This is a genomic window from Streptomyces sp. ADMS, assembly GCF_033441795.1.
Classification (GTDB): Bacteria; Actinomycetota; Actinomycetes; order Streptomycetales; family Streptomycetaceae; genus Streptomyces.
Map to the genome: position 1 here is coordinate 15,482 of NZ_JAVFVX010000097.1, position 12,729 is coordinate 28,210.

Sequence of the window (12,729 nt, forward strand, 5' to 3'; positions counted from 1 at the left end):
GATCAGCCCGTAAATTGCAGTAATAGAAAGCGCTTACTGTCATGAACTGGAGTGTTGACACACACATGAGCACAACCAACACCGGATTGCCCGGGGGCGTCGCCGTCTCGCATCTGTCGGTGTACGACTGGCCCGCCGCCGACGGGGCGTGCGGCGGCACCCCTCATATGCACCTGGCCTGTTCGGAGGCCTACGTCGTCACCGGCGGACGCGGGGCCGTGCAGACGCTGACCGCATCCGGGTACGAGGTCACTCCGCTCCAGGCTGGCACGGTCGCCTGGTTCACGCCCGGCACCATCCACCGGCTGGTCAACGAGAGTAATTTGCGAATCACGGTTCTGATGCAGAACAGCGGGCTGCCGGAGGCGGGGGACGCGGTCCTCACGTTGCCCCCCGAGTACCTGACCGATCCGGAGACGTACGCCCGTGCCACCGCCATCCCGACCCACGCGCCCGAGGAGGAACAGGAGCGTGTCGCCCGGGCCCGGCGGGACCTCGCCCTGGAGGGTTACCGGGCACTGCGGGAGGCCGAGGGGCCACAGGCCCTGGCCGCGTTCCACCGGGCTGCCGCCGCGCTGGTACGGCCGCGCATCGCCGAGTGGCGCGAGCGGTGGCGCCAAGGTGCCGAGGTCTCCGCCGCGGCCACTGGGGCGCAGCTCGACTGGCTGGAGCGGGGGGAGTCCCCCCATCTCGCGGATGCCGCCGTGAGGTCCGAACAGCCCGTTGCCCGTCGGAAGTTCGGGATGTGCGGTCGGCTCGACGTCTACCAGAACTGATGCAAGTGTGCGCTTGAGGCCCGGCAGCGTACGCGGCCGGGCCGGCTCGCGCCTGAAGCCGACAGGAGGGCAGCGCCGGCAGGGGGACGGACGGGGGCCGCCGGCCCGCGCCCACTCCGGCAGCGCCCGCCCTTGGTCACCGCCGGCGGCTGGGATGCCTGGTCGCGGGCGGCTCGCCCGTCGACTCCCGCCAGACGATGCGGAGGAGGGGTTCGTCCTTCGCCTCGGGCACCGTATCGCGCAACCCCGCGATCAGCTTGGCCATGGCCGTACTGCCGAGTTGTTCGAGCTCCACGTCGACGGTGGTCAGGGACGGGGTCATGAACTGCCCGACCCCCGCGTTGTCCCAACCGGTCACGCTGAGGTCGCCAGGCACGTCCCAGCCGCGCTCCCGGGCGCCCCGGACGACACCGGCGGCCACGAGGTCGTTGGCCGCGATCACCGCGGTCGGGCGCGAACGGCTCGAGAGCGACCGTATCGCCTCGATGCCGGACTCTCCCGACCAGTCTCCGTCGAAGACGCCGACGGACTCGACCCCGAGGCGTTCGACGGTGTCCAGATAGCTCTGCCTGCGCGCCCTGGCGGAAGCGAATTGCGCGTCGCCCGCCACATGAAGAAACCGGGAGTGGCCGAGCGACGCCAAGTGCTCGATCATCCGCACCACGGGCGTGGCGTCGGCCAGTTGCCCGATGCCGCGCATCTCGTCGTCGAAGTCGGCAGAGATCACCACGGTCGTCCGCTGGTGCAGTTTGCTCTCCACCGCGGGTAGCACGGGGGCGAGGGAGAGAATGCCCTCGTACTGTCCCGAGTCGGCGAGTTCCAGCAGGCGTTCGCTCCTCGCGCGAACGCCGCCCCCCGCGCTCACGACGTCCACGAAATACCCTCCGGCCTGTGCCGTCGCGCTGGCTCCTGCCAGCATGCGGGACGGGTTGAAAGCCATGGCGGGCATGAGGATCGCCAGCCGGCCGGTCTTCCGCGTGCGCATGGACCGCGCCACCAGGTTGGGGCGGTAGTCGAGTTCGCGTATGGCCGTCTCCACGCGTTCCAGGGTCGCGGGCTTCAGCCCGCCGTTGAACCGCAGATACCGCGACACCGTCTGGGGTGACACACCGGCGAGTCGCGCCACATCGGTGATCGTAGGCCGTCGTCGCGCCGTGTCAGCGCCATCCATCCGCTTCCCCCACCTTCCGCCAACGTTCGGTGAAGTCAGAGACTACACACTCTTGACGCAAAAAGTGATCGTTCACTATGGTCCTCGCAACCCACAAAGTGAACGATCACTTTTCGGGTGACGCGTGGCCCGGGACGGGCCCGCACCACTGTGTGCCGATGCCGCCGCTCAAGGGAGCAGTGCCGTGAGCTCCATCAACGAACTACGCCGACTGCGCGGGTCCCAAAAGGGCGTGCGACAGCAGAACAAGGCGGCGTTCTTCTTCCTACTGCCATGGTTCGTCGGGCTCTTCGGGATCACTCTCGGCCCGATGCTGGCCTCGCTCTACCTCAGCTTCACCAAGTACAACCTGCTGCAGCCGCCGCAGTTCAGCGGACTCGACAACTGGACGCGCATGGTCGACGACGAGCGTCTGCACAAGTCGCTCGAAGTGACTTTCAGCTATGTCCTCGTCTCCGTCCCGCTGCAACTGGCGATGGCCCTGGGGCTCGCCCTGCTGCTGGACAGGGGAGTGCGTGGACTTGCCTTCTACCGCTCCGTCTTCTACCTGCCGTCACTGATCGGCGGCAGCGTGGCGATCGCCGTGCTGTGGCGCGCGATGTTCGGGACCAACGGCCTTGTCAACGAGGCCCTGGCCCTCGTCGGAGTCCAAGGGCAGGGCTGGATCTCGGAGCCGGGAACGGCGCTGTCGACCCTCGTCGTCCTGAACGTCTGGACCTTCGGCTCCCCCATGGTGATCTTCCTCGCCGGGCTGCGGCAGATTCCGACCTCCCTCTACGAGGCGGCCTCCGTCGACGGCGCGAAGCGCTGGCGCCAGTTCCGCAGCATCACCATTCCGCTGCTGACGCCCATCATCTTCTTCAACCTGGTGCTGCAGATCATCCACGCCTTCCAAACCTTCACCCAGGCCTTCGTGGTCTCCGGTGGCACCGGAGGCCCCGCCGACTCCACCCTCTTCTTCTCGCTGTACCTGTACCAGCGCGGGTTCGGCCACTTCGACATGGGATACGCGTCCGCGCTCGCGTGGGTCCTGCTCCTCATCGTCGCGGCCTTCACCGCCGTCAACTTCTGGGCCTCAAAGTACTGGGTGTTCTACGATGACTGACCGCACCGCAGCCGTCCCCGCCTCGCTGTTCGCCCCCCGCCCTCACCCGATACGCCGGATCAGGCGTGCGGTGCGCGCCCCTCTCAAGCACTTCCTGCTGGCTCTCTGCGCCCTGACGATGCTCTACCCCGTCCTGTGGATGGTGGTCAGCTCGCTGCGTCCCAACAGCCAGATCTTCCGCAGCGCGGGACTCGCCCTGACGCACCCGCGCTTCGAGAACTACAGCAAAGGCTGGACCGCCTTCGCCGAACCGTTCAGCTACTACATGACCAACTCGGTCATCGTCGTGACCGGCGCGATCCTCGGGAACCTCCTCGCCTGCTCCCTGGCCGCGTACGCGTTCGCCAGGCTGGAATTCCGGGCGAAGCGCGTCTGGTTCGCCATCATGCTCGTCACCATCATGCTGCCGATCCACGTGATCATCGTGCCCCAGTACGTCCTGTTCTCGGAGCTCGGCTGGGTCAACACGTTCCTGCCCCTGATCGTGCCGAAGTTCCTGGCGACCGACGCCTTCTTCATCTTCCTGATGGTGCAGTTCATCCGGGGCATCCCGCGCGAGATCGACGAGGCCGCACGGATCGACGGAGCCGGGCACGCGCGGATCTTCTTCTCCCTCATCCTCCCGCTGATGGTCCCGGCGCTGGCGACCACCGCGATCTTCACCTTCATCTGGACCTGGAACGACTTCTACACCCAGCTCATTTATCTGACCGACCCGGACATGTACACCACGCCTCTCGCGCTGCGCACCTTCGTCGACCAGCAGACCGCGACGGACTGGGGCTCGGTGTTCGCAATGAGTGTCGTGTCGCTCGTTCCCGTCTTCCTCGTCTTCCTCGCCGGACAGCGCTTCCTGCTGCGCGGCATCGCGACCACCGGCGGCAAGTAACTGCGGGGCCACTGCCGGACATGCGGAGGCGACCGACCCTTGACCGCTCGGGAGCACCGCAGCCACCAACCCGACCCACCCCATCAAGAACAGGACAAGCACATGAACCCCAGCCCCTTGAGACGCGTCGCGATCGGAGCGGTCGCCTCACTCTCGCTCGCACTGACCGCCTGCTCCGGCGGCAGCACCGGATCCGCTCCCGAGCTCGGCGACAAGCCGGTCACCATCCGCGCCACCTGGTGGGGAGCCGACGCCCGCGCCCAGCTCACCAACGAGGTCATCGCGGCGTTCGAGAAGAAGTACCCCGATATCAAGGTCAAGGGTCAGTACAAGGACTGGAACGGCTACTGGGACGCGCTCGCCACGACGACCGCGGCCAAGGACTCTCCCGACGTCGTCCAGATGGACGAGCTGTATCTCGCGTCGTACGCAGACCGCGGAGCGCTGTACGACCTCGGCAAGGCCAAGAAGCTCCTCAGCACCTCGCAGTTCGACGACCAGGCCCTGGCCACCGGTCAGGTCGACGGAACACAGTACGCGATTCCCGTCGGCATCGGCGTCATGTCCGTCGTCGTGAACACCGACCTGTTCAAGAAGTACGGGGTGAAGCTTCCCGACGACAAGACGTGGACGTGGGACGACTACGCCAAGATCGGGAAGCAGCTGACCGACAAGAGCGACGGCAGGATCCATGGTGTAGCCGGGGCACCCGGATTCGACGCCGGCAGTCTCAAGTACTGGGCTCGTCAGCAGGGCGAAAACCTCTTCGACAAGGACGGCAACGTCTCGTTGCAGCCCGAGACCCTCGCCGGCATGTGGAAGTACGGTCTGGACCTGGTCTCCTCCGGGGCCAGCGCCAAGGCCTCGACGATGGTCGAGGACCTGACCGCCGGTGTCACCGCCGGCAGCTTCGCCACCGGCAAGGCGGCCATGATGGGGGCCTACAACACGCAGGTCACCGCGCTGCAGGAGGCGACCGGCGCCAACCTGAAGCTGCTGCAACTGCCCCGCGTCGGCGACACCAAGGCGAACTTCTTCAAGCCCTCGATGTACTGGGCGGTCTCCAGTCAGAGCAAGCACCCGGCCGAGGCAGCCGCGTTCGTCAACTTCATGCTCAACGACCAGAAGGCCGCCGACATCCTCAAGACGGAGCGCGGAATCCCCGCCAACAAGGAGATGCTGAAGCACCTCCAGCCGGGTCTGGCCGGGACCGACAAGGCGGCAGCCGACTACATGAACGCGGTGACCCCGGGTGAGTCGCCGGTCGTGACCCCCAACGGCGGAAGCGGCATCGAACCGCAGCTGCAGCGCTACAGCCAGGAGGTCTACTTCAAGAAGACCTCGCCCGAAGCCGCCGCGAAGGCCTTCATCAAGGAGCTCCAGGGCGAGATCGACGCGGCCAAGTGACCTCCTCCCCGGGGGCCGTCGCCGCTGCCCACGGCCCCCGGGAGCCCCACGAGAAGTGGGCCAGGAACCAAGAGAGAGAAAACACTCATGCCCAGCCCCCGGCCGCCGTACCGCGTGGCCATCATCGGCACCGGCGGTATCGCCCACGCTCATGCCGAAGCCCTCACCGAACTCTCCGAACGCGCCCGGCTGGTCGCCGTCGCCGATGTCGACCCCACCCGCGCCGCCGAGTTCGCCGACCGATTCTCCGTGCCGCACGTCTTCAACGACCCGCAGGTTCTGCTGGACAGCGAAGATCTCGATCTCGTACACATCTGTACGCCACCGCAGACCCACGTATTCCTGGCCGCCATGGCGATGCAGGCCGGCGTAACCGCCCTGGTGGAGAAGCCGACGGCGCTGAGCCTGCGCGAGATGGACCACCTGGCCGCCGTGCAGGAGCGGACCGGCTCCAAGGTCCTGACCGTCTTCCAGCACCGCTACGGCGCGGCGGCCGTACGCCTGCGCCGGCTGGCCCGCGCCGGCGCACTGGGCCGGCCACTGGTCGCCGCCTGCGAGACCCTCTGGTACCGGCCCGACGCGTACTTCGAGGTGCCGTGGCGGGGACGCTGGGACGTCGAGGGAGGCGGTCCCACGATGGGACACGGCATCCACCAGTTCGACCTGATGCTGTCGGTCCTCGGCCCCTGGTCGCTGATCACCGCACTCGCCGAACGCCAGGCCCGGCCCACGGACACCGAGGACGTCTCGGTCGCCGCCGTCCGGTTCGACAACGGAGCCCTCGCCACGGTCGTCAACTCCCTGCTGTCCCCCCGGGAGACCTCGCGCCTGCGCTTCGACTTCGAATACGCCACGGTCGAACTCGAGCACCTCTACGGCTACCGCGAGGAGCACTGGCGGTTCACGCCGGCCCCCGGTCACGAGGAGCTCTCGGCCCTCTGGGCCGACGGTGACGAGCCGGACATCACGAGCGGCCACAGGCTCCAGATCGAGGCCGTGTTCGACGCCTGGGAGACCGGACAGGAACCCGGCGTCTGTCTGCAGGACGCGCGCCGCACGCTGGAGTTCGCGGCGGCGACGTACGCCTCGGCCTTCCGCGGTGTCCCCGTCGCAGCGGGCGAACTGACCGACGACGACCCGTTCGCGGTCAGCATGGACGGCGGCGCCGTGCCGTGGGAACCGGTCAAGGAGGCCCTGGTATGAACGCTCTTGAGATCCGCCACGACCTCGGCGCCTCAATCACGGTCCGCGACGGCGGCACCGAGCTGTTCCGCTACGTGTACCAGCCGGACACCGTCCAGCTGGAATCACCCAAGCCCTACATCCATCCCCTGCGCACCCGCGCCGGCAAGGCGGTCAGCCTGTTCCGTCCCCACGACCACGTGTGGCACAAGGGCATCGCGTGGTCCCTGCCCCACGTCGGCGAGCAGAATTTCTGGGGCGGTCCCACGTACATCCACGGACGCTTCTACGTCCAGCTGGAGAACAACGGAACCCAGGCCCACCGCCGGGTCGTCGACCTGGACAGGGCCGACGGAACGGCGACGTTCGCCCACGACCTGGACTGGACCACCCAGTCCGGCGCGCTGTTCTTCACCGAACGCAGGACGCTGCGAGCGAGGCTGATCTCCACGCACGCCTGGGCGTTGACGTTCGAGACGCGGATGACGAACGTCTCCGGAACGGACGTCGCCATGGGATCACCGACCACCAAGGGGCGGGAGAACGCAGGCTACGGCGGCCTGTTCTGGCGGGGCCCGCGGTCGTTCACCGGCGGGCAGTTCGTGACCGAGGAAGGTCTGGGTGGCGACGAGGTCCGCGGGCGGCGCATGGAGTGGATGGGTTTCGCGGGACGCCACGACGAGACGGACGCACAGTCGCTCGTACTCATGGTCGACGACGCGGCCAACCCGAGTCACCCACCGCAGTGGTTCGCCCGGACCGCGGAGTTCGCCTGCCTCAATCCGGCACCGTTCTTCAGCGAGGAGCTGACCGTCGAGGACGGCGCGACCGTGCGGTTCCGTTATGGGGTGGGTATCGCCGACGCCGACGCGAGCGCGGCTCCCGCACTCGCCGACGCGGTACGCCGGGCGCTCACACGGTCGGATACTCCGTCCGCACGTGCCGCAGAATCCTCTTCAGGGCGCTTCGCGGCAGGGTGAGCCGACCCTGCTCGCTACGCAAGCCCCGGCGTGCGCTCCCCGCTCACCAGGGAGTGCACGCCTTCCTCGCCACCCCGGCTGCTGCGATCGCCGTAGACGCAAGTGCCTGCGAACGGCAGCGAGGAAGTACCAGACACGTAAGCATGATGGCGGCCCTGATTGTCCGCTCGAACGCAGGACGGCCCCCGCCTACGTCACCTTTCATACGTTGATGCCACAGGTACCGGCTCGTCGAGGACTGCCGCCACATGACCCGCCGGTACGAGGCCGACTTGCTCGACAGTGGGCACGCGGTGGTGCGGGTTCACACCCGGCTGATGGCCGGCGCACGACGCTCAGCCCGGGAGCGCGGGAAATCCGACCCGGTTGACGCCGAGGCGGTGGCCCGGGTCGCTCCGCTCGAGCCCGACACCTGCCCAAGGCATGCCTGGACGGCCCGATTCGGGACATCAAACTGCTGGTCGACCAACGGCGTCCGGTGGCCCAGCGCACCGCAATCGGCAACAGGCTGCGCTGCTTCCTGCACGAACTCGACCCGGAGCTGGCCGTCGCCTCTCGCGGCCTGCGCCGCCTGTGCATCGTGGACCACCTGGCCCAAGCCTTGATCCAGCATCGCGGGACGCTCGCGGCCATCGCTGCCGAACTGGTCGCGGACTGCCGCCGTCTCTCACTTTTGGAGCTGCAGCCGTACCTCTCCCAACTGCTGAGAGGGTCCGAAGGCACACACTCCGTCGAGGCAGTCGTGATGAAGTCGTCTGCGGCTCCCCCGCCAGCAGCGCCTCACTGATGGGCCAACCAGTCGGATGGGGTCATGTCATTCGGGCTGTGTCCGTCCGGCCCGCATGACGTCAGTCGTAGTCGGCAGGCGAGGACGACGGGGCGCTCCGCAGCGAGTCGAGAACCCGAGGCGAGGCCTGCAGTGCCGTGCGCTGCATCAGGTCCACGACACCACGGGTGCCTGCCATCTCCGATCCGCCGCCGGCCCGGCCGGGGCCCCCGTGCTTCAGGGCCGCGAGCGGCGATCCGTGGCCGGTGGTCTGCGCCATGTTCATCGAGTCCAACAGGTGCAGTACGGCGACCCCGGGAAGGTGCGCGTGATCGACGCCGACTCCGGACGAGGGGCGTTCCTCGACACCCTTCTCGTCTCCGCCGACCCGGACGCCACAGCTCACGTGACGGACCTGGCGGCGCGCGGCCGGGGTAGCCTCGCGGCCTCCGTCGTCGGCGACGACCTCGCCTGGACGACCGCCTTCGTCCAAGAGGCGGCTCCCTGGCACGGCCGAGCAGCCACACCCAACTCAGCTCGGGTTGCGAGGAGATTCGTTGCGCAGCCTCCAGATTTCCTTCCCCAGCCGGGCGTGATCGGCCGCGAACAGCGGGTCGGGCGCGTCGGCCCACTGCACCGCGAGTCTGACCCCGCATTCCCTGCCCAGCTGATGGATCCGGTAAACGCCGTCATGCCAGGCGCTGGCGCTGTCCCGGCTTCCGCATACACGGCACGTCGACGACCACTGGCAGCGGCTCGCCGGGATGGATTGTCGGCTCCGGACAGTAGGCGATGTTCCCCCACCCACGCTGCCAGTCTCGCCAGGACTCGTCTGCCTTCACCTGCCGAATGCCACGCGCTTTGTCCGCTCGGCGACTGCAGGCGTAGGCACGTTCATCGGCGAGCCACAGCTGTCGGGCATGGTGCAACTCCTCGACGGCACGCATCAGCGAGCTCGGATCCTTCTCCAGATCCTTGGGAATACCCGCGCTGACGCACGTAGTGATAGGCGGCTCGGAAGCCGTAGGGCCCGAAGTGGACGAGGCAGGACCGCAGACTTGTATGCCGGACACGCGCGGGCAGGCCCTCGTCGTAGACCCGTCTCCGGTGCGTGTTGAAGCTGCTCATCCCAGGACGCTACGGCGTGGCGAGCACGGATCGCACTTCACTTCGGCGGCCCAAGGTTTCGCCCCGGCCGTGCGGAAAAGGGCTGCGCCGCGAAAGCCGGGTCCGGGCATGATTTCCCCCGTGCATGAGGACGAGAACGATCGCGGGCGGGCACGATACACGCTGACCGGGACGGAGCACTGCCATGCCTGGGGCGTCTGCGCCGAGGCGGAGGGACTGTTCGGGGAACCCCGGCGTGGGACATACGAGCTCTTCCCTCGAGGCCGTTCAGGGCAGGAGGGGCAGCTCGTCCCGTGCGGAGTGGCTCAGGATCCGCAGGTCCTCGGCGAACCGCTCCCGGTCCCCGGGAGGCAGCGGCGCCAGGAAGTAACGCCGGATGTTCTCCCGGGACGCCCGCACGATGGTCTCCTCCCCCAACCGGGTCAGCCGTACCAGCCACCAGCGCCTGTCGCTCGGATCCTCGGCGCGCTCCACCAGCCCGGCCGCCTCCATCCGGTCCACCAGACGCGTCGCCCCGCCGGTGGTCAGCACCTGCTCCTGGGCGATGGCCCGCATCGACAGCCCGGGATCACCCGCCCGCCCGAGGATGAGCAGCACCTCGAACTCAGATGGCTGATGCCGCACTCCAACTCCAGCGACCGCCCGAGGATGCACTCCAGCCAGGCGTCACGGGACCGTGGGGGATCGGGTGAACCTTTCGACTTGGCGCCCTGCCGGACGGCGAGCAGTATCAGCACGCGGGGACCGCAGTCGAGGCGGACATCGCCCACCTGCCTCGCGGGATGCCGCGGACGCCTCGGCCGCTCGGCCACTGCGGCCGGTTCCCTCCAGGAATGCCCGGAGGGGTTCGGGGTGGCGTCGAATGCACCGGAGGGCGCTGCGGGCGGCCGGTGCAGATCACCCATAGAACGAAAGGTCCGGTTTGCGATCTCCTCCTTGGCGTGGGCCCACAGCAGCTCCACGCGATTCAACTCCGGTGTGCGGTTTCCCTGATTCAGAGCTCCATCACCCGGCGTCGTCGCGCAATGCCTTGTCGATCTCGCTCAGCGCCCTGGTCAACCGGGCGTAGTCGTCGGCCGCCAGCGGCTTGATGAAGAACTCCTCCACCACACGAGCATGGACGTCCGCGCCACGCAGGAATGCCGTGCGGCCATGGGCGGTCGGTTCCACCAGGGCCACCCTCCGGTCCCCGGGAGACGGTGCGCGGCGAACCAGGCCGGCCTCTTCCATGCGGTCGATCAGGCGGGTGGTGCCGCTGCTGGTGAGGGTGAGGTCGTTGGCCAGCTGCCGCTGGGAGACCTCCTCCCCGGGCTTCCGGCAGAGCCGGATGAGTACTTCGAGCATGGTGTGGCTGATCCCGCACTCCCGCCGAAGGTCGGCGTCGATCCGCCGTTCCAGGCGGGTGGCGGATTTGATCAGCAGCCCGAAGTCGCGCACGACCCGGCTGTTGGCCGCGCGGGCAGCGGCTTCGTCGTCCTGTCGGTGCGTGACGTCCATCGCTCTGACTTTACTGCAATCTCACCTACTGCCACCTTAATTACTGAGCAATCAATTGCTGACTAGTCAATGAAATTGTATGGTGGGCCTTCGTGTCACCGGAGAGAGGGAAAGCAGTGGATCTGCAGCACTGGCTCGGCCGAGCCACCCACGCGATACAGGACTGGGCCGACACCTTCGGCCCCTACCAGGCCCACCCTTCCCTTCTGGTGGACGACGACCGCTTCGCCGCCGCCTTCGGGGAACTCACGGGACGGCTGAAGGACAACTACCCCTTCTTCCACCCGCACTACGCGGGCCAGATGCTCAAGCCCCCGCACCCTGCCGCCCTGGTCGGCTACGTCACCACGATGCTGATCAACCCCAACAACCACGCCCTGGACGGCGGTCCCGCCACCGCGGCGATGGAACGCGAGGCCGTCGCCCAACTCGCCTCGATGTTCGGCTACGACACCCACCTCGGCCACCTCACCACCAGCGGCACGATCGCCAACCTCGAAGCCCTCTTCGTCGCCCGCGAACTCCACCCGGGCCGGGGCATCGCCTACAGCGAGGACGCCCACTACACCCACGGCCGCATGTGCCACGTCCTGGGAGTGAAGGGCCACCCCGTACCCACCGACGACCACGGCCGCATGGACCTCGACGCACTGGAAAACACCCTACGCACCGGGGAGGTGGGCACCGCCGTTGTCACCACCGGCACCACCGGGCTTGGCGCGGTTGACCCTGTCCACAAGGTCCTTCCCCTCGCCGAGCGGCACGGTGTCCGCGTTCATGTCGACGCGGCCTACGGCGGCTTCTTCACTCTCCTCGCCGGCGCCGACGGCTCCGAAGGGCTGCCGGCGGAGCCCTGGAGAGCCATCGCACGATGCGATTCGGTCGTGGTCGACCCCCACAAGCACGGCCTCCAGCCCTACGGCTGTGGCGCGATCCTCTTCCGCGACCCCGAGGTCGGCCGCTTCTACCTCCACGACTCGCCCTACACTTACTTCACCTCCGCCGAACTCCACCTCGGTGAGATCAGCCTGGAATGCTCGCGCGCCGGCGCCTCCGCCGCCGCCCTGTGGCTCACCTTCCAACTCCTGCCGCCCACACCGGATGGAATCGGCCAGATCCTGGCGGCTGGCCGGCGCGCGGCGCTGAAGTGGGCGGACCTCATCGACGCGTCCGAGTGCTTGGAGCTCTACCAGCAGCCCGAGCTCGACATTGTCAGCTACTTCCCCGTCGTCGCACCGGCCACCCTGACCGGCATCGACGCGGCCTCCGCCCGCATCCTCACCGACGGCATGAACAGCCCCGACCCGGTGTTCCTGAGCACCCTCAGGGCTGACCGCGAGGAGTTCACCGCACGCCATCCTCAGATCGCCGCAGACATCGACGGAGCCCGGATCCTCCGGAGCGTTCTGATGAAGCCAGAGTCCGAGCACCACGTCGAGCACCTGCACAACCGGATCGAACACCTCGCCCGAGCTCGCTGACCACCGGCATAGTGCTGCTGTCCTGCCGCTGAATCGTCGCGACCTGTTCCCGGCTACGAGAAGGATCGCGCCTGCGCAACGGGCCCCACCTTCGGTCTGCTCCAGGGCCAGGATCCCACGAGCCGACGACTTGATCAGACACTTACGAAACACGACAGATAAACGTGAACAACCCTCGGGCGCAGGACATAGCCCCACTGCACGTCCAGGACGCCGCCCAGGCCGACTTGTCGAGATCGAAGAGCTACGACCTTGTTCGCCGCGGGGAATTCCCCTGCCGCGTGCTACCGATAGGCCGCACCACCCGCGTCGTCTCGGTGGGCTTCCTCGGCGGTGCGCGGGTCGTG

General features: G+C 67.9%; 11 protein-coding genes and 2 pseudogenes. 9 read left to right on the forward strand and 4 right to left on the reverse strand.

Going from position 1 to position 12,729, the window contains the following annotated elements:
* Positions 1-65 precede the first annotated feature (65 nt).
* Positions 66-776, forward strand: coding sequence for a cupin (locus tag RB628_RS31055; RefSeq protein ID WP_318323916.1), 711 nt, complete (start codon positions 66-68; stop codon positions 774-776).
* A 136-nt stretch (positions 777-912) separates the two neighbouring features.
* Here RB628_RS31055 and RB628_RS31060 read toward each other — a convergent pair whose 3' ends face one another.
* Positions 913-1,902: a LacI family DNA-binding transcriptional regulator gene (locus tag RB628_RS31060; RefSeq protein ID WP_318323917.1), complete on the reverse strand. Its 990-nt coding sequence runs from the start codon at positions 1,900-1,902 to the stop codon at positions 913-915.
* Positions 1,903-2,140: 238 nt separating this feature from the next.
* Between RB628_RS31060 and RB628_RS31065 the strand changes: the two genes are divergently transcribed.
* From RB628_RS31065 to RB628_RS31090, 6 genes are all read left to right on the forward strand, one after another.
* Entirely contained in the window at positions 2,141-3,052 is a 912-nt protein-coding gene (locus RB628_RS31065) for a carbohydrate ABC transporter permease (protein WP_412180750.1), read from the forward strand.
* Positions 3,045-3,941 carry a carbohydrate ABC transporter permease gene (locus RB628_RS31070; protein ID WP_318323919.1) on the forward strand — a complete coding sequence of 299 codons (897 nt, stop codon included), beginning with the start codon at positions 3,045-3,047 and terminating at the stop codon, positions 3,939-3,941. Before RB628_RS31065 ends, RB628_RS31070 begins: the two co-directional genes overlap by 8 nt.
* Positions 3,942-4,043: 102 nt before the next feature.
* Positions 4,044-5,348, forward strand: a complete 1,305-nt coding sequence (locus RB628_RS31075) for a sugar ABC transporter substrate-binding protein (RefSeq protein WP_318323920.1) — start codon at positions 4,044-4,046, stop codon at positions 5,346-5,348.
* An 87-nt stretch (positions 5,349-5,435) separates the two neighbouring features.
* Positions 5,436-6,551 carry a Gfo/Idh/MocA family oxidoreductase gene (locus tag RB628_RS31080; protein WP_318323921.1) on the forward strand — a complete coding sequence of 372 codons (1,116 nt, stop codon included), beginning with the start codon at positions 5,436-5,438 and terminating at the stop codon, positions 6,549-6,551.
* Positions 6,548-7,510, forward strand: coding sequence for a PmoA family protein (locus tag RB628_RS31085; protein ID WP_318323922.1), 963 nt, complete (start codon positions 6,548-6,550; stop codon positions 7,508-7,510). Before RB628_RS31080 ends, RB628_RS31085 begins: the two co-directional genes overlap by 4 nt.
* Before the next feature lie 478 nt (positions 7,511-7,988).
* Positions 7,989-8,297: a hypothetical protein gene (locus RB628_RS31090; RefSeq protein ID WP_318323923.1), complete on the forward strand. Its 309-nt coding sequence runs from the start codon at positions 7,989-7,991 to the stop codon at positions 8,295-8,297.
* Between the two features lie 61 nt (positions 8,298-8,358).
* On the opposite strand, the gene RB628_RS31095 is transcribed toward RB628_RS31090, so the two are convergent.
* The 3 genes and pseudogenes from RB628_RS31095 to RB628_RS31105 form a co-directional block, all read right to left on the reverse strand.
* The gene (locus RB628_RS31095; RefSeq protein WP_318323924.1) at positions 8,359-8,769 is read right to left on the reverse strand and encodes a hypothetical protein; all 411 of its coding nucleotides are present in this window, start codon (positions 8,767-8,769) and stop codon (positions 8,359-8,361) included.
* Between the two features lie 902 nt (positions 8,770-9,671).
* Positions 9,672-10,063 (reverse strand): annotated as a pseudogene (locus RB628_RS31100) (MarR family winged helix-turn-helix transcriptional regulator); the annotation flags it as partial.
* 346 nt (positions 10,064-10,409) lie between these two features.
* Positions 10,410-10,901: a MarR family winged helix-turn-helix transcriptional regulator gene (locus RB628_RS31105; protein WP_318323925.1), complete on the reverse strand. Its 492-nt coding sequence runs from the start codon at positions 10,899-10,901 to the stop codon at positions 10,410-10,412.
* Between the two features lie 116 nt (positions 10,902-11,017).
* Between RB628_RS31105 and RB628_RS31110 the strand changes: the two genes are divergently transcribed.
* Together RB628_RS31110 and RB628_RS31115 are read left to right on the forward strand one after the other, a co-directional pair.
* Positions 11,018-12,382 (forward strand): pyridoxal phosphate-dependent decarboxylase family protein, encoded by a 1,365-nt coding sequence (locus tag RB628_RS31110; RefSeq protein WP_318323926.1) that lies wholly within the window; start codon positions 11,018-11,020, stop codon positions 12,380-12,382.
* A gap of 164 nt (positions 12,383-12,546) precedes the next feature.
* A pseudogene (locus RB628_RS31115) lies at positions 12,547-12,729 on the forward strand (hypothetical protein); the annotation flags it as partial.